The organism is Microbacterium sp. NPDC058062 (assembly GCF_042885375.1).
GTDB classification, from domain to species: domain Bacteria; phylum Actinomycetota; class Actinomycetes; order Actinomycetales; family Microbacteriaceae; genus Microbacterium; species Microbacterium trichothecenolyticum_C.
The window spans coordinates 205,301-222,111 of the sequence record NZ_JBHVSC010000002.1 but is presented as its reverse complement, the minus strand read 5'-3'; the positions used below and the strand labels follow the sequence as shown (position 1 = coordinate 222,111).

14 protein-coding genes and 3 tRNA genes are annotated in these 16,811 nt (G+C 71.0%); 14 read left to right on the top strand and 3 right to left on the bottom strand.

The features are described 5' to 3' along the window. The first annotated feature begins 88 nt into the window (after positions 1-88). The 8 genes from ACFVSU_RS05735 to ACFVSU_RS05700 all read left to right on the top strand — a co-directional run bounded on the left by ACFVSU_RS05735 (position 89) and on the right by ACFVSU_RS05700 (position 7,466). On the top strand, positions 89-985 hold the full coding sequence (locus ACFVSU_RS05735; RefSeq protein ID WP_387141255.1) for a sugar ABC transporter permease: 897 nt from the start codon (positions 89-91) through the stop codon (positions 983-985). Between the two features lie 114 nt (positions 986-1,099). Beyond that, entirely contained in the window at positions 1,100-3,076 is a 1,977-nt protein-coding gene (locus ACFVSU_RS05730; RefSeq protein WP_387139319.1) for a glycoside hydrolase family 13 protein, read from the top strand. Positions 3,077-3,140: 64 nt separating this feature from the next. Continuing rightward, positions 3,141-4,052, top strand: coding sequence for a bile acid:sodium symporter family protein (locus tag ACFVSU_RS05725; protein ID WP_387139317.1), 912 nt, complete (start codon positions 3,141-3,143; stop codon positions 4,050-4,052). A gap of 96 nt (positions 4,053-4,148) precedes the next feature. Then, positions 4,149-4,649 carry an FBP domain-containing protein gene (locus ACFVSU_RS05720; RefSeq protein WP_387139314.1) on the top strand — a complete coding sequence of 167 codons (501 nt, stop codon included), beginning with the start codon at positions 4,149-4,151 and terminating at the stop codon, positions 4,647-4,649. Continuing rightward, positions 4,646-5,557 carry a PfkB family carbohydrate kinase gene (locus ACFVSU_RS05715; protein WP_387139311.1) on the top strand — a complete coding sequence of 304 codons (912 nt, stop codon included), beginning with the start codon at positions 4,646-4,648 and terminating at the stop codon, positions 5,555-5,557. Before ACFVSU_RS05720 ends, ACFVSU_RS05715 begins: the two co-directional genes overlap by 4 nt. Positions 5,558-5,646: 89 nt before the next feature. Further along, a tRNA-Tyr gene (locus ACFVSU_RS05710) sits at positions 5,647-5,731 on the top strand. Positions 5,732-5,791: 60 nt separating this feature from the next. After that, positions 5,792-6,349, top strand: a complete 558-nt coding sequence (locus ACFVSU_RS05705) for a YbaK/EbsC family protein (RefSeq protein WP_387139308.1) — start codon at positions 5,792-5,794, stop codon at positions 6,347-6,349. Between the two features lie 115 nt (positions 6,350-6,464). Next, positions 6,465-7,466, top strand: a complete 1,002-nt coding sequence (locus tag ACFVSU_RS05700) for a hypothetical protein (protein ID WP_387139305.1) — start codon at positions 6,465-6,467, stop codon at positions 7,464-7,466. 159 nt (positions 7,467-7,625) lie between these two features. Here the strand turns inward: ACFVSU_RS05700 and ACFVSU_RS05695 are convergent, their stop codons facing one another. After that, positions 7,626-9,218 (bottom strand): phytoene desaturase family protein, encoded by a 1,593-nt coding sequence (locus ACFVSU_RS05695; RefSeq protein WP_387139302.1) that lies wholly within the window; start codon positions 9,216-9,218, stop codon positions 7,626-7,628. 59 nt (positions 9,219-9,277) lie between these two features. Here ACFVSU_RS05695 and ACFVSU_RS05690 point away from each other — a divergent pair, with 59 nt between their 5' ends. From ACFVSU_RS05690 to ACFVSU_RS05675, 4 genes are all read left to right on the top strand, one after another. Next, positions 9,278-10,084 carry an inositol monophosphatase family protein gene (locus ACFVSU_RS05690; RefSeq protein WP_387139299.1) on the top strand — a complete coding sequence of 269 codons (807 nt, stop codon included), beginning with the start codon at positions 9,278-9,280 and terminating at the stop codon, positions 10,082-10,084. Positions 10,085-10,403: 319 nt separating this feature from the next. Then, positions 10,404-12,224, top strand: a complete 1,821-nt coding sequence (locus ACFVSU_RS05685) for a peptidoglycan DD-metalloendopeptidase family protein (RefSeq protein WP_387139296.1) — start codon at positions 10,404-10,406, stop codon at positions 12,222-12,224. Positions 12,225-12,286: 62 nt separating this feature from the next. Beyond that, positions 12,287-12,358 (top strand) — tRNA-Thr (locus ACFVSU_RS05680). A gap of 34 nt (positions 12,359-12,392) precedes the next feature. Further along, positions 12,393-12,466 (top strand) — tRNA-Met (locus ACFVSU_RS05675). A 75-nt stretch (positions 12,467-12,541) separates the two neighbouring features. Here the strand turns inward: ACFVSU_RS05675 and ACFVSU_RS05670 are convergent. Continuing rightward, entirely contained in the window at positions 12,542-13,102 is a 561-nt protein-coding gene (locus tag ACFVSU_RS05670; protein WP_387139293.1) for a helix-turn-helix domain-containing protein, read from the bottom strand. Between the two features lie 25 nt (positions 13,103-13,127). Here ACFVSU_RS05670 and ACFVSU_RS05665 point away from each other — a divergent pair, with 25 nt between their 5' ends. Beyond that, positions 13,128-14,075 (top strand): DMT family transporter, encoded by a 948-nt coding sequence (locus ACFVSU_RS05665; protein WP_387139290.1) that lies wholly within the window; start codon positions 13,128-13,130, stop codon positions 14,073-14,075. A gap of 48 nt (positions 14,076-14,123) precedes the next feature. Next, complete coding sequence (locus ACFVSU_RS05660) at positions 14,124-14,501, top strand: carboxymuconolactone decarboxylase family protein (RefSeq protein WP_387139286.1); 378 nt, start codon at positions 14,124-14,126, stop codon at positions 14,499-14,501. Positions 14,502-14,524: 23 nt separating this feature from the next. Here the strand turns inward: ACFVSU_RS05660 and ACFVSU_RS05655 are convergent, their stop codons facing one another. Then, entirely contained in the window at positions 14,525-16,759 is a 2,235-nt protein-coding gene (locus ACFVSU_RS05655; protein WP_387141252.1) for a LuxR C-terminal-related transcriptional regulator, read from the bottom strand. Positions 16,760-16,811 lie beyond the last annotated feature (52 nt).

Here is a 16,811-nt window from a genome sequence, read left to right as displayed (position 1 = left end):
TCACCCCGACAAGACCGTCGCCCAGAACGCGTCCCTCGCCGTCTTCGCCGGCGGCACCGCCGAGCAGTTCGAGACCTCTGTCGGCGGCATGGCGCCGTCGCCGAAGGCTGTGAAGCCCGCTCGCCGTCGCCCCTTCGGCAAGTGGTTCCGCGACACCGGCTGGCGCCACGTCGTCGCGATCATCGGCTCGATCTTCGCGATCTTCCCGCTCGTGTACGTGCTGTCGTCGTCGCTGAACGGCAACGGAACGCTGACGGGAAGCAACCAGCTGTTCTCGTCGATCAGCCTCGACGCCTACGTCCGCATCCTCACGAACCCGCAGGTGCCGTACGGCCAGTGGTTCGTGAACACGATGATCGTGGCGCTCGTCACCGGCTTCTCGATGGTGTTCATCGGCGCGCTCGCCGCCTACGCGTTCTCGCGCATGCGCTTCAGCGGGCGCCGTGTCGGGCTCATCACGATCGTCGTGGTGCAGATGTTCCCGCAGATGCTCGCCGTGGTCGCGATCTTCCTCATGTTCAGCGCGATCAGCGACTGGTTCCCCGCGATCGGTCTCAACACGCTGAGCGGTCTGATCCTCATCTATCTCGGCGGCGCGCTGGGCGTGAACACGTATCTCATGTATGGGTTCTTCAACACGATCCCGCGGGAACTCGACGAGGCGGCGAAGATCGACGGTGCGGGCCACGCGCGCATCTTCTTCACGATCATCCTGCGCCTGGTCGCGCCGATCCTCGCCGTCGTCGGCCTGCTGTCGTTCATCGGCCTCATCAACGAGTACATGATCGCGAGCGTGCTGCTCATCGATCCCGACAAGCAGACGCTCATCGTGGGACTGACGAAGCTCGTCTCCAACCCGCGCTACGCGGACTGGTCGGCGTTCGCGGCCGGTGCCGTGATGGCCGCGATCCCGGTCGTCATCGTCTTCCTGCTGCTGCAGAAGTACATCGTCGGCGGCCTCACCGCCGGCGCCACGAAGGGCTGATCGCACACAGCTGATCCGAGAGCGGATGCTGCGCCGGCTGCGTGCTGTCGCAGCATCCGCTCTGCGATGATCGAGGCGAGCACCGCCACCGCCCGCCTGACGAAAGGCCGAGCCATGACGACCCTCCTCCCTCACCACGACGGCTCGCCCCTGTACGTGTCCGACCTCGCGCCGCAGCTCGGCGACGTGGTCACCGTGCGGCTGCGCGTGCCGGCGGGCTACGGCCCTCTCGCGGCGGTGCGCACGCGCTCGAACCCCGATCACGAGCCGGAATGGACGGATGCTGCGTCCCTCGGCTCCGCCGACGGCTGGGAGTGGTGGGAGGCCCCGGTCACCGTGCGCAACCCGCGTCACGGGTACCGCTGGGTGCTCGTGCACGAGGACGGGCGCGTCGAGTGGCTGAACCAGACCGGGCTGCACGCCATCGAGACGCTCGACGCCGAGGACTTCGCGCTCGTCGCGTACCCGGCGCCGCCCGCGTGGCTCACCGACTCCGTGATGTACCAGGTGTTCCCCGACCGCTTCGCGCGGTCGGCGCAGGCCGACACGCATCCGACGCCGGACTGGGCGATCCCGGCGACCTGGGGCGACCCCGTCGACCCTGTCGTGCCGGCGCGCTCGCAGCAGTTCTACGGCGGCGACCTCGAGGGGGTCATCGACAAGCTCGACCACCTGGTGTCCCTGGGCGTCAACCTGCTCTACCTCACGCCGATCTTCCCGGCGGCGTCCAATCACCGGTATGACGCGTCGAGCTTCGACCGCGTCGACCCGCTGCTCGGCGGCGATGAGGCGTACGTCCGGCTGATCGAGGCGGCGCATGCCCGCGGCATCCGTGTCATCGGCGATCTCACGAGCAACCACTCGGGTGATCGGCACGAGTGGTTCCAGGCCGCGCTCGGCCACCCCGGCGCCCCGGAGGAGGAGTTCTACTACTTCACGGATGCCGCGAACACCGAGTACGCGTCATGGCTCGGCGTGCCGACGCTGCCCAAGTTCAACTGGGCGTCGCAGGAACTCCGCGACCGGTTCATCGAGGGCCCCGACTCCGTCGTCGCGAAGTGGCTGAAGCCGCCGTACTCGGCCGACGGCTGGCGCATCGACGTCGCCAACATGACCGGGCGCCTCGGGTCGGTCGATCTCAACGCCGAGGTGCGCCAGCTGCTGCGGCGCACGATGATCGAGATCAACCCCGACACGATCCTGCTCGGGGAGTCGACCAACGACGCCGCGAGCGACCTGCAGGGCGACGGCTGGCACGGCGCCATGACCTACCCGTCGTTCACGCGGCCGGTGTGGGGATGGCTCTCCGAGCCGACCCACGCGCCGTACCTCACATACGACGGCCGCGAGGCGACCGAACCGTGGTTCTTCACGCAGCCGATCGGCGGCATCCCGCGGTACACCGCCCGGCAGTTCGTCGACGCCGTGGTGCGCTTCACCGCCGGCATCCCGTGGCGCGTGCGGCTCGGCAACATGCAGCCGCTCGACACGCACGACACCGGGCGCTTCGCCACCAACGCGGCTCCCGGGACGGTGCCGGTCGCGGCAGGCCTCATGATGACCCTCCCCGGTCTCCCTGTGATCTTCGCGGGCGACGAGTTCGGCCTCGTCGGGGTCGACGGCGAGGCGAGCCGCACGCCGATCCCGTGGGGCACCGAGGGCGAGCCCGAGGTGGCCGAACGGCTCGCGCTCTACCGCGAGCTCGTCGCGCTGCGGCACGCGCACCCTGTCCTGTCGACCGGCGGCCTGCGCTGGGTGCACGTCGACGACGAGTCCGTCGTGTTCGTGCGGGAGGCCGCGGACGAGACGCTGCTCGTCGTGGCGGCGAAGGGCGACGCGGATGCCGAGATCCCGGCGGGCGCCCTCCCGGGCGCCGCTGCGGCCGAGTCGCTCGTCGGCGACGCGACCCTCGCGGTGGCCGACGACGGGGCGGTGCTGCTGTCGGCCGACGGGCCCGCATTCGCAGTCTGGCGGCTCGCGGGTGTCCAGGTGCCCGCACCCGAGCCTGACGCGGCGACGGCGGATGAGGTGTCGCGCGGCGTGGCCTCGGCCGACGAGACCACTCCCGCGGAGCAGGTCGAGTCCGCCTGACGACACCGGCGCGGGCTGTGGACAACCGTGACACGCAGTCGCATCGTTTGACACACTGAGTCCCATGTCAGCGTTGACCACCATCGGCCTGCCCGTGGCCCTCGGAATCATCATGTTCGGGCTCGGCCTGAGCCTCACCCTCGGCGACTTCGCCCGCGTCCTCAAGCAGCCGAAGGCGGTGATCGTCGCCCTGGTGTGCCAGCTCGTGCTGCTGCCCCTGATCTGCTTCGGGCTGGTGCTCGCGTTCCAGCTGCCGCCGATCCTCGCGGTCGGCATGATGATGCTCGCGGCGTCACCGGGCGGCACCACCGCCAACCTCTACAGCCACCTGTTCCGGGGCGACGTGGCCCTGAACATCTCGCTCACGGCCGTGAACTCGGTGATCGCCGTGTTCACGCTCCCGCTCATCACCAACCTCGCGATCCTCTACTTCAACCCGTTCGACGACCAGCTGGGACTGCAGTGGGCGAAGACGATCGAGGTCTTCGCGATCGTGCTGCTGCCGGTGGCGCTCGGCATGATCGTGCGCCGCTTCTGGCCGCGCTTCGCGAAGGCGATGGACAAGCCGGTGCGCATCGCATCGGTCATCATCCTCGTCGTCGTGATCGCCGGCGCCGTCGCGCAGAACTGGGCGCTGCTGCTCGAGAACTTCGGCCGCCTCTCGCTCATCACGATCGTGTTCTGCCTCATCAGCCTCACGATCGGCTACTTCGCGCCGCGCCTGGTGAAGGTCGGCAAGCGCCAGTCGATCGCGTCGTCGTTCGAGATCGGCATCCACAACGCCACGCTCGCGATCGTCATCGCGCAGACCGTCCTCGGCTCGGTCGAGCTGTCGCTGCCGGCAGCCGTGTACGGCGTGCTGATGTTCTTCATCGCCTTCGGGTTCGGCTTCCTGATCCGCGACCGATCGGGCGCCGCCGAGCAGCCCACGCCCGACGCGGTCGACGACGCCGCGACCCCGGCTGCGACGGCCTGACGACAGCGAGGGCGGATGCTGCCGCCTCCGCGTGCGCGAACACGCGGGGTGGCGGCATCCGTCGTCCTTCGTAGACTGGGCGGGCGAGGAGGTGCCATGCGCCCACTGACCGAAGATGAGCTGCGTTCCGCGTTCGTGAACGCCTCCGCCGACGAGCTGCGTCTCGTCACCCTGCCTCACGACTTCGTGCTCACCGACTGGGATCACCTCGACTTCCTGGCGTGGCGCGACCCGCGCACCCGCGGTCGGGGCTACCTGGTCGCCGAGATCGACGGCGAACCCGCCGCGATCGTGCTGCGCGGCGCCGAGGGGTCCTCCCACGCGCGCGCGGCGCTGTGCAACCTGTGCCACACGATGCAGCCCGCCGACCAGGTCACCATGTACACGGCGCGCAAGGCCGGCGAGGCCGGTGTGCACGGCGACAGCGTGGGCACCTACATCTGCGCCGACCTGTCGTGCCACGAGAACGTGCGCCTCGCGCCGCCGCTCGCGCCCAACGAGGTGCGGGCGAGCGTGGACCTGAAGATCGACGGCACGCGCCGGCGCACCGAAGCGTTCGTCGGCCGGGTGCTCGAGACGGCAGGAGCGCGGCGATGACGGTCGTGGTGGTGGGCGACGCGCTCATCGACGAGCTGCGAGACGACCACGGCGTGCGGGAGTTCGTCGGGGGAGCCGCGCTGAACGTCGCGGTCGGCCTCGCGCGGCTCGGCGTTCCGGCGACCCTCGTCGCGATGCTGGGCGACGACGAGCCGGCCTCGCGCGTCAGGCGCTACCTGGCGGACTTCGGCGTCGAGCTCCTGGCGACGCCGTCGCTCCTGGGCACCGCACGCGCCGTGAGCACGCGCTCCGGCGCCGGCGAGCCCGTGTACGAGTTCAACGAGGCGTCGCAGCGCCGGCGGATCCGCTTCGGCGACGCCGAGCGCCAGGCCTTCGCGGACGCCGACCTCGTCGTCGTGAGTTGCTTCGCCTTCGACGACGCCGAGCAGGCCGCGGAGCTGGCCGACGCGATCGCCGGGGCCGAGGCATCCGTCGCTGTCGATCCCAACCCCCGCACCGGCATGATGCACGACAAGGACGAGTTCGTGCGCGGCTTCGAGTCCCTCGCGGCCGGGGCCGCCCTCGTGAAGGTCGGCGAGGACGACGCCGCGCTGCTGTACGACGAGCGGCTCGACGCCCTGCGCGCCCGCCTGATCGATCTCGGTGGCCGCGCGGTGCTGGCCACAGAGGGCGCAGCCGGCGCCACGATCGAGGCCGGCGACGTCGTGGTGACGCGGCCGATCTCGAACCTGCCCGGCCGCATCGTCGACACGATGGGCGCGGGCGACGCCGCCTTCGCCGCGACCGTCGCCGCACTCGTGACGGGGACGCCGGAGAGTGCCGACGACTGGGACACGGTGCTGGTCTCGGCGATGGACGCGGCGGCCGCGACATGCCGTTTCGAGGGGGCGCTGCTGCGAACGCCGAGCGCGCTCGAGAGCCTCGACCTCGACCACATCGGCACCTAGACCGGGCCGATTTCAGACCTCGGGCATCTACGCGTAATATGGTGGATTGCGCCTCCGGTCGTCTGGAAAAGTCGGACGGGTGCGCACCTGGCGAGTTACCCAAGCGGCCAAAGGGATCTGATTGTAACTCAGCTGTCATCGACTTCGGGGGTTCGAATCCCTCACTCGCCACCACCACACGAAGCGCCCCGCACCGCGGGGCGCTTCGTCGTTCCGGGCGGCTAGCCTGAGGCGATGATCTGGACCGCCACCGGCACCCTCACCGCGGAGGCCGCGACGCGGCATCCCGAGCTCGTCAGCCCCGCCGTCGTGAGCGGCCTCGCGCACCTCGATCCCGCCGTCGCGGCGACGGTGGGTGTCGCCGAGATCGACGCCGCGCTCGCCGACACGGCCGCGTTCTGCGAGCGGTACGGCGTCGCGCCGGAAGCGTCGGCCAACTGCGTCGTCGTGAAGGGCAAGCGCGGCGGCGACGTGCGGTTCGCCGCGTGCATGGTGCTCGCGACGACGCGCGCCGACGTCAACGGCGTGGTGCGCCGGCGCCTCGACGTGCGCAGCGCCTCGTTCGCACCGATGGACGAAGCCGTCGCGCTCACCGGCATGGAGTACGGCGGCATCACCCCGATCGGCCTCCCCGGCGACTGGCCGATCCTCGTCGACGCCGCCGTCGCCGCCGCGCCGGAGGTCGTGATCGGCGGGGGTGTGCGCGGCAGCAAGCTGTTCCTTCCCGGCAGCGCACTGCTCGCGCTCCCCGGCGCTGAGCTCGTCGAGGATCTCGGACGCGCCGTGGGCTGAGGCATCCGTTCGGATCCGGGTTCGCGACCCCGCCCGCGATCGCCCGCACGCGCCGCCGGGCGGCATGTCAGGATGGGCGGTGCAGGCACTCCGCCCGCGTCACGAGAGGATCGCCATGACCGCGCCCGACCCGTATGCGACGCCCGCTCCGAGAGCGCAGGACGGGCGGACGGATGCCTCGCCCTCGCCGCTGCTGCGGATCGCGATCTGGGTCGCGATCGGCGCCCTCATCGCCGCGGCGCTGGTCTGCGTCGTCTGGGTGCTCATCGGTGGGCAGAACGGCCTCATCGGACGCGCGTTCCTGACGATCCTGCTGCTCGTCGCGTTCGCCGGGGTGGCCATCCTCGACGCCCACCTCGCACCGCGGCGTCCGGCCTGGTTCGCACTCGCGAGCATGGCCTCGTGGATCATCGCGCTCCTGCTCGGCGCCATCATGATCTGGATGCCGGAGCGGTACTTCTGGATCGGGTTCTCGAAGTTCGTCCAGTTCCTGCTGATCGTCCTGATCCTGCAGCTCGTCCTGCTGCACGTGCGCCTCTACATGAAGGCGCTCCAGCGTCACGACACGGCGTTCACCCGCACCGTGGCGATCATCACGATCGCCCTCGTGGTCGGCCTCGCGGCCCTGCTGATCATTCCGCTGGCGTTCGGCGAGTGGCTCATCCTGGCCGACCTCTACTGGCGCATCGTGGTCGCCGTGGCGATCCTTGCGGCGGTCGGCACGGCGCTCCTGCCGCTCGTGAACGTGCTGCTCGCGCCGAAGCAGCCGCGCGCCCACGTCGCGTACCCGGTCCTCGCGGCCCCGGTCGGCCCCGCCGCCATCGCCGCGCCGGTCGGCGGCCCGGCTTCGCACGAGCTCCTTCCGTGGCCGACGTACGTCGACGGCGCCACGCCGTTGCCGATGCTGCCTGACGGCTCGCCGGACTGGAACGCGTACTACACGGGCTACCCGTCGCCGGGCGCGCACGTCTTCACGCGGATCGAGCCGGCTCCCTCCGCGCAGCTGCCCGCCCCGCAGGCTCCCGCAGCCGCCGAGCCGGTCGCGCCGCAGCAGCCCGCGACGGCGCCGGGGTACGAGGGCTACCCGCCGCCCCCGCCGCTGCCGCCCCGCCCCTGAGCGACGGACCCGCTGCGGGTCACAGCATCCGCCTCCTTCTCCTTCCACAGGTCAACCGGGGTTCTGCCGGGGGTTTCGCGCCGATTCCGTCCTGTGGAACCGCGGTTGACCTGTCGAAGCCAGGTGCGACGCGCTGAACTCGACCTCGGCGTCGCAGGATCAGCGGGGGAGCAGCTCGAGCGCGGCCATGGCGGCGTTGTGGCCGCCGAGGCCGCTGACGGCGCCGCCACGGCGCGCTCCTGACCCGCACATCAGCACGGTCGGATGCTGCGTCGCCACGCCCCAGCGCGCGGCAGGCGTGTCGAGCGGCTCGTCGTCTCCCGCCCACGGCCACGAGAGCGGCCCGTGGAAGATGTCGCCGCCCACCATGCCGAGCGAGTGCTCCAGGTCGGCGGTGGTCCGCGCCTCGACGCACAGCGTGCCGTCGGGAGCCTCGTAGAGGCAGTCGGCGATGGGCTCTGCCAGCACCGCGTCGAGCGAGCGCTGGGCCGCGTCGAGGAGCGCCGCGCGCGCAGCATCCGTATCCCGTCCGTCCACGAGGCGGTGCGGCACCTGGAGGCCGAAGAGCGTCAGGGTGTGCGCGCCCGACGCGCGCAGCTCGGGACCGAGGATGGTCGGGTCGGTGAGGGAGTGGCAGTAGATCTCGGCCGGCAGGGGATCAGGGATGCTGCCGCCCACCGCCGCCCGGTACGCGTCGTCGAGCTGGGTCATGGTCTCGTTGACGTGGAAGGTGCCGGCGAACGCCGCCTCGGGAGCGACGCTGTCGTCGCGCAGACGGGGGAGCCGCTTCAGCAGCATGTTGACCTTCAGCTGCGCGCCCTCGGGCGCCGGCGCGTCGGCGAGAGGGGCGTCCGCGCCGCCGGCGGCGAGCAGTCGCGAGAGAACCGCCGGTCCGACGCCGCTCAGCACCAGCTGCGCGTGCACGACGCCACCGCCGGCGAGCGTGATCTCGCCGTCCGGCGTCACGGCGGTCACCTCGGTCTCGGTACGCAGCTCGGCACCGGCCTCGGTCGCGGCGCGCGACAGTTCGGCCGTCACACGGCCCATGCCGCCGACGGGCACGTCCCAGTGCCCGGTGCCGCCGCCGATCACGTGGTAGAGGAAGCAGCGGTTCTGACGCAGGCTCTCGTCGTCGGCGGAGGCGAAGGTGCCGATGAGACCGTCGGTGAGCGCGATGCCGCGGGCGATGTCGGTGTCGAACGACGACCGGATCACGTCGCCCAGGGGCCGCTCGAAGAGGTCGGACCAGAGCCGGTCGTCGCCGAGCTCGGCCCGCACCTCTCCTTCGCGACGGAGCGGCTGCGTCATCGAGGGGAAGAGGAGCCGCGCGACGGGCTCGATCCGGTCGGAGAAGTCGCCGAAGCGGGTCGCTTCGCCGGTGCTCCCGGTGACGCGCGCGAACGAGTCGGCGGTGGCCGCGGCATCCGCCGTATCGATCAGGATGCCCCGCGGCGGAGCCGCCGGATCGGGCGTGTACGAGGAGTAGCGGCGGCGCAGCAGGCGGATGTCGAGGCCCAGGTCGTCGATGATGCCCTGCGGCAGCAGGCTGACGAGATAGGAGTAGCGCGAGAGCCGTGCGTCGACGCCCTCCCACGGCCGCTCCGACACCGCGGCGCCGCCGACGTGGTCGAGCCGCTCGAGGACGACGACCGAGCGTCCGGCTCGGGCCAGGTAGGCGGCGGCGACGAGGGCGTTGTGACCGCCGCCGACGATGGCGACGTCGTAGCGGGAGGAACGGGCGGCAGCGACCATAGGCTCCACGCTACCCAGGCGTCTGCTCGAACAGCGCGCCGCTTCGTTACCGTGGAGGCATGAGCCTCGAGCACGACCTCGAATCCCTTGCCATCGACATCGCCCGCGAAGCCGGGGAGCTGGCCCGGACGCGGCGCGAAGCGGGCGTCGCGATCGCGGCGACCAAGACGGCCCTCGCCGACATCGTGACGGAGGCCGACCGCGAGGTGGAGGCGCTGATCCGTGCACGGCTGTCGGCTGCCCGCCCCGACGACGGGTTCCTCGGCGAGGAGACCGGCGGCGACCGCGGCGCGAGCGGCGTCACGTGGGTCGTCGACCCGATCGACGGCACCGTGAACTACGCCTACGGCATCCCGTCGTACGCCGTGAGCATCGCCGCCGTCCAGGGCGAGCCCACGCCCGGCGAGTGGGAGGCCCTGGCCGGCGTCGTCTACACCCCGGTGCTCGGCGAGATGTTCCACGCCGCCCGCGGCGAGGGAGCGTGGCTGGGTGTGAACCGGCTCGCCGTCAACCCGGAGGTCGGGGGAGCGGGCGCCCTCCTCGCGACCGGGTTCGGCTACGACCCCGCGACCCGGCCCGGAGACATCGAGCTCATCGGCCGCGTCATGCCCGCCGTGCCCGCGCGCGACCTGCGTCGCGGAGGGTCGGCCGCCAGCGATCTGGCGTTCGTGGCCGCCGGGCGCCTGGACGGCTACTTCGAACGCGGGCTCGCCCCGTGGGACCTCGCTGCGGGGTCGCTGCTCGTCACGGAGGCGGGTGGCAGATTCGGCCGGGCGGAGCCCGACGGCGGTCCGCGCGCCCCCCTCATCGTCGCCGCGACTCCGGCGATCTTCGACCGCCTGGCGGAGGCCGCGGGACTCGCGTGAAGACGCGGTTCTCATCGAATCCTCACCAAACGCGCGTCATGAAATCCGAGCCGCACATGGCATTCCCAGGACACCCGGGGTAGGGTTTACCCGATCGTTACCTTCGCCACCCGAACGGCGGAGGGGTCCTTTTGCCCGAAGACCGCCTTGTCGCGAACACCCCCCTCGCGGCACGACCTGAGAGCCTACTTCCGCTTTGCCTTTCGACGCCCCCCAGGCCGGATCTGCGCCCACGCGCCGCTCCAGCCGACCCTCCGCAGCGCCTGCTCAGGCGACGCCGGAGGCACCCGGGGCAGGCCGTGCGACCGTACGGCGGCAGGTGGCGAGCACCGCTCCCGAGCGTCCCGCGGTCGTATGGGGTCGTCCGGTCGAGTCGAAGCGAACGGATGCTGCCGCCACCCCCGCGGTGAAGCCCGAGGCGACGTCGTACGTCGCGTCGACCCCTGAGGTCGCGGCTCCGGCGACTCCGGTCGCTTCCGTCCCTGTGGCTCCGGCTCCGTCGGCGACGCCGGTCGAGCCCGTCGCCCCGGCGCCGTCCTCTGTCGAGCTTCCCGCGGCGTCCGGCCGCGTCATCGAGCCGGTTGCGCCCCGCGCACGTGCCCGTTCGTCTGCTGCTGCTGCCGCCGCACCCGTCGCCGAGCAGGTGAGCCGACGCTCGCGTCGCTCCCAGACCGCCCCGCAGCCCGTGACCGTCGTGCCGCCGATCGCCCCTGTCGCTCCCGCCGAGCCCGAGCGTCCGACCGCGGCGTTCGAGGCCGGACTGCCGACCCGCGAAGAGCCGGCACCGCTGCTCGATACCGTCCTGGCCCCCGCCGAGCCGTTCGAGCTCCTGGAGCCCGTCGCGATCGCGGAGTCGCCGGCCTCCTCCACCGCTGTTCCGGCGCCCGCCCAGAGTGCGACGCCGGCCGAGGGTGCGTCCACGTGGATGGCCGACTCCTTCGCGAGGCTCCTCGCGGCCGAAGCCGCTGAGACGGTGGCCACGACGGCGCCCGAGGTCGAAGCGGCCGCACCGCAGCCGACCGCGGCCCCCGCTGAGTCTCCGGCACCTGCCCCGACGCAGGCCGAGCCCCGATCGACGGCCGCGCCCCGGGCTGCCGCGCCGTCGCACACGGCGACCACGGCCCAGCCGGAGCCGGTCGCCTCCTCCGGTGCCTCGCAGACCGCCGAGCCGCAGGCGCCGCGCGGACGCAGCGAGCGCCCCCGCACCGAGCGCATCGAGCCGCTGACCGGCCCGATCCCCGCTCCCGCAGCATCCGGAGTCGACGAGTTCGAAGCCGCATCCCGCCTGTTCGCCTTCACCGGCGAGACGCCCGTTCAGCAAGCCCCGGCCGAGGCGGAGCCCGAGGCCGAAGCGACGCCGCACGCGGCGCCGCGCCGTGCGCAGACCCGTCGTGGCTCGGCCTTCAAGCGCGTCGCGACCGCGTCGTTCTCGGTGGGCGTCTTCGGCATCGTCGGGCTGATGGCCGTCGGCATGACGACCCCGGCCGAAGCGGTCGCCGCGGTCAACGGCACGGAGTCCTCGCTGTCGGTGCTCGCCGCAGGCGACGAATCGGTGCCGCTCATGGACGAGGCCGAGATCCAGGCGTACGTCGCTCCTGGCGACGCGCAGAGCGACACCCTCCAGCGCACCGAGAACTACGCGACGACCACCACGGCGCAGCTCGCGTCGGAGGCGGGGATCAAGAACTTCTCGAACCTCTTCCACAACAACCCGAACTCGAACATCCAGTGGCCCTTCGCGGTCGGTGTGACGATGTCGTACGGGTTCGGCATGCGCTCCGGCCGCATGCACGAGGGCATCGACTTCACGCCCGGCAACGGAGCTCCGGTGCAGGCGATCGCCGACGGCACCGTCCGCATCGCGTCCGAGGCCGGCGGCGCCTACGGCGTGCACGTCACCATCGACCACATCGTCGACGGCCAGCTGGTCTCGAGCCACTACGCGCACATGCAGTACGGCTCGCTGCAGGTCACCCCCGGCCAGCACGTCACCGTCGGCACGGTCATCGGCCGCACCGGCAACACGGGCCGCTCGTACGGCGCCCACACGCACTTCGAGATCCTCAAGAACGGCACCACCGCCATCGACCCGTGGCCGTGGCTGCAGGAGTACACCGACGGGACCCACACGGTGGGTTGAGTGGTTCGGAAGGGTGCCACGCCTCTGGTATCCTCTTCTAGTTGCCTGCTTGCAGGCAGCACGCCCCGATAGCTCAGTGGCAGAGCACTTCCATGGTAAGGAAGGGGTCGTCAGTTCAATCCTGACTCGGGGCTCGCAGCATCCATTTCGTGACCGTTGGATGCGTATGGCAGGGTAGCTCAGTTGGTGAGAGCGCACGACTCATAATCGTGAGGTCGCGGGTTCAAGCCCCGCTCCTGCTACAGATCAAATCCTCGGCTCAGCCGGGGATTTTTTCGTGGGCGCGGGCCGGCGGGCCTCCGGCCGCGGGAACGGAGTCAGGAGATGACGAGTCTCACGAACTCCGCGACCCCGTCCCCGTCGTTGACGTAGCTGTACGAGGCATCCGTCGGGTAGGTGGCGTGGCCGCCCGCTTCCAGGGCGATGTCACCGTCGGCGCGCTGGATGATCAGACGGCCGCCGGTGACCAGCACCATCTCGTGCCAGCCGGCGGGGTCGGGCTCCGCGTCGTACCGATCCCCGGGTTCCAGCGCCCAGGTCCACAGCTGCGCCTCCATGGTCGCCGGCGCCGCACCGCACAGGACCGCGATGCTGCCGGGCCCGGCTCCGCGCCACATGACCTCGTCGATGCGGGTGGATGGTGAAGAGGGTTCGGCCACCAGTCGACTGAAGGTGGTGCCGAGAGCTTCTGCGAGGCGATCGACGGCCGACAGGCTGACGTTGGCTTCCCCTGCCTCGAGGTTGATGACGGTGCGCCGGCTGAGCCCCGAGGCTTCGGCGAGGGCCGCCTGGCTCATCGCCACCCGGGTGCGGGCGGCGCGGACGTTCTCACCCACGTGGCGGAGGACGGCCGACTCTCGCTCGATTTGCGTGTGCACAATTCTGCACACTAACATGTGCAGAATGTTGCACAGGCGGTGGTCGGTCTCGCTCAGCAGACAGGAGTGGGCACTCGTCGGCATCACGGCGCTGTGGGGGTCCACCTTCCTCATCGTCCACATCGCCATGCAGCACAGCGGCCCCTGGTTCTTCGTGGGGCTCCGCTTCCTCGTCGCGGCCGTCGCCGCGGCGGTCGTCTTCCGGTCCGCGCTGCGCGGGATCCGGGCGATCGATGTCTGGGCGGGCGTCGCGATCGGGACGACGATCTATCTCGGGTACGGGCTTCAGTCGGCCGGCCTGCAGACGATCAACAGCAGCACGTCCGCCTTCATCACCGCCTTCTACGTGCCGCTCGTTCCGCTTCTCCAGTGGCTGGTGTGGCGCAAGGCCCCGGGGAAGATGACCTTGATCGGGGTCGGACTGGCTTTCATCGGACTCCTCCTGGTGGCCGGGCCGGGCGCACACGGGACCGGTCTCGGCGCGGGCGAGCTCCTCACGATCATCAGCACGCTGGCGATCGCGGGCGAGGTCGTGCTGATCAGCCTCTTCGCACGACGGGTCGACCTCGGCCGGGTCACGATCGTGCAGCTGGCGGTCGCGGGGCTCCTCGCCCTGCTGACGATGCCGGTCGTGGGAGAGGCCGTGCCGGCGTTCTCGTGGGGATGGCTGATCCCCGCGGTCGGTCTCGGCGTCGCGAGCTGCGTCATCCAGCTGACCATGAACTGGGCGCAGAAGTCGGTCTCGCCCACTCGCGCCACGATCATCTACGCGGGGGAGCCGGTGTGGGCGGGCGTCGTGGGCAGGCTGGCCGGCGAGCGCATGGCCCCGATCGCGCTGGTGGGCGCTGCCCTCATCGTGATCGGCATGGTGGTGAGCGAGCTCAAACCCGCCCGGACGCCCTCCTCAGACGTGGTCCCGCCATCCGAGTCCGGTGAGGCGGATGCTGCGGAAGAGGCGACAGCGCGGCCCTGAGGTCGTGCCGGATCACGCTATCTATGTGGTGCGTCGACGACCGCCGCAGTGTGGACTTGGGGGAACATTCTGCAGCTCGTTCGCGAAGGTGGGAGACCGGCGTTGGATGGACCTGAGCTTCTCCGGCGGTTCTGCATCGGCGACCCATCGCTCGCCGACGGTTCCGGCGAACTGTGGTCGCGATGTCTCGACCATCGCACGCGAGACCTCATCCGGATCGGTGCGCTGATCGCGATGTCGGCCCCTCATGTGTCGCTGCAGACCGCCATCGACGATGCGCTCTCGGCGGGCGTCGCACCCCAGGAGATCATCGCCGTGATGGATGGGCTCGTCACGATCGTCGGCCTGCCCCGCGCAGTCGCGGCGGCCCCCCGCATCGCTTCCGCGCTCGGGTACGCCGAGGACCTGCAGGACGACGAGCGCTGAGGCTCTCCGGCAGCGGCCTGTGGCTATCCGCCCAGCAGGCCGATCGCGACGGCGCGCTCTACCGCGCCCCCTCGGGTCGTCACCCCCAGCTTGCGGTAGACCGAGCTGAGCTGGGAGCTCACGGTGTTGCGTGAGACGTAGAGGCGCTGGCCGATCTCGGCGATCGTCAAGTGCGTCTGCAGGTACGGCAGCAGGCGCAGTTCGGCAGGCGAGAGCGGCACCGTTCCTTCGACGTGCGGTTCGACGGCGAGCCCGACCCGGAACTCCTCGATCTGCGTGGCGATGTTCCCGACGTCGGGCCGCTTGCTCAGCAGGCGGTCGCATTCCGCGAGGAGATGGAATGCCGCAGAGCGGTCGCCGAGCATGACATGGGCCTTGGCCAGCTGGAGGCGCACGCGCAGGGACAGCCAAGGGAGCAGATGGGTGCACCCGATCCGAGCCCGCATGCCGCGGGCGAGGAGGCGCTCGCCGCGCTCACGGTCGCCGCTGTGCACCGCGACTCGCGCGGCGACGGCAAGAGCGAGGGCCGTCGTCGGGTACCCCTCCATATGGCTCGCATCGATCGCGTCGACACCGCGCTGGGCGTGGGCGGCAGCGGCGACCCAATGGCCGTCGTCGATCGCGATCAGTGCGAGCTCGGGCTCGCTCAAGATCACGGTGTCGGGGTTCTGCATCTCGGCCGCCAACTCGACGGCTTGCGCGAAGACGTCGCGTGCGGCGCCGACGTCTCCTGACAGGATGAGGGCGGAGCCCCAGAGGTGCAGGGCCTGGTCCCGCCACGGGCTCGTCAGCGGCTCGTGCTCCATGGCGTAGGCGGCATCGACGACGACCTGCCGGAACCCGTGGACGCACATCGCCGCACGCACCATGGCCCGCGCGGATTCGAACAGCACACGGTCCTCGTCGGGGAAGGCGCTCGCGTCGACCTCGTCGAGCAGCCGCGCCCATTTCTCCCCTTCCCGCACCTCGCCGAGCAGGACGGCGGTCCACGCCCTCGACACCACGAGCGCAGGATTCGCGGTGAGCACGTCGTCGCCCAGATCGTCCAGCCACCGCCGCGTCGTCATGACCTGGCCCTGTCCGTACATCGCGAGGCCGAGGTCGGCGACGAGCGCGGCCGCCCGTTCCGATTCGTTCGCCTGGAGGAGGTGCTCGACTGCGAAGGCGGGCGCACCCTGCTCCTCGTGCCAGGTCGCTGCGCGCCGGTGCAGGCCCGCGGCCGCCTCGGAGCCTTCGACGCGTTCCAGTTCGGCGAGCAGGTACTCGCGGAACAACGCGTGGAAGCGGAACCAGCTGCGTTTCCGGTCCATCGGGACGAGGAACAGGTTGGCCCCTTCGAGTTCGTTGAGCCGGCTCCGCGCGTCGTCGATCTGCAGCACGGAGTTGCACGCCTCCGGCGAGACCCGCTCGAGGACGGCGCTGCGGCGCAGGAATCGCTGGGTCGTCTCGGGAAGCCGCGAGATGCACTCGCGGTAGAGGTAGTCCGCGACGTAGCGTTCGTCGCCGGTCACGGTCGTGGCGTCCCCGCCGGCACGCGCGACGAGAGCGCACAGGTACAGACCGGTGGGCCAGCCTTCGCACTTCGCGACGATCCCGGCGAGGTCGGTCGCAGCGACGCCCGACGCGCCGGCCTCCTCGAAGAGCACGCGGGCATCATCGACATCGAGAGACAGATCCTCGGCCGAGATCTCCCAGACGACGCCCTGCGTCCGCAGCCGCGCGAGAAGCGCAGGCGCCTGACGGCCCGCGAGGACGACCTGCGAACCGGCCGGCACTCGCGTGAGGATCACTTCGAGCGCGTCCTGGCATGCCGTCGAGCCGACGAGGTGAAGGTCATCGATGATCAGGACGAAGTCGTCGGGTGCCGAGGCGACGGCTGCCGCCAGAAGCGGGGCGGAGCGACCGAGCGCCGTCGCGCCGATGCCGCGCATCTCGTCGACGACGGCCGCCGCGACCGACGAGAAGCTCGAACACGCCGACGCGACGATCGGCAGCAGGGTCGCGGGGTCGTCGTCGGTGCGCTCCAGTGAAGCCCAGGCGACCTTTCGCGTCTCGGTGGCGGCCCACTCCGCGAGCATCGTGGACTTGCCGTACCCGGCGGGAGCGGCGATGGAGACGACTCGGGCAGCACTGGCGCGGGCGCGGGCGATCTGGCGTTGTCTGCTGACAGCATTCGTTCGCCAGGGTGGAACCCTGGTCTTGCTCTCGAGCAGCACCGCCTGCAGATCGCGTCCCCCCAGGGCCGAGTCTCGGAGCATGTCCGGCACGGTGGGCATCCTATGGGGCCCGGTGAAACCACCACAAACCGGC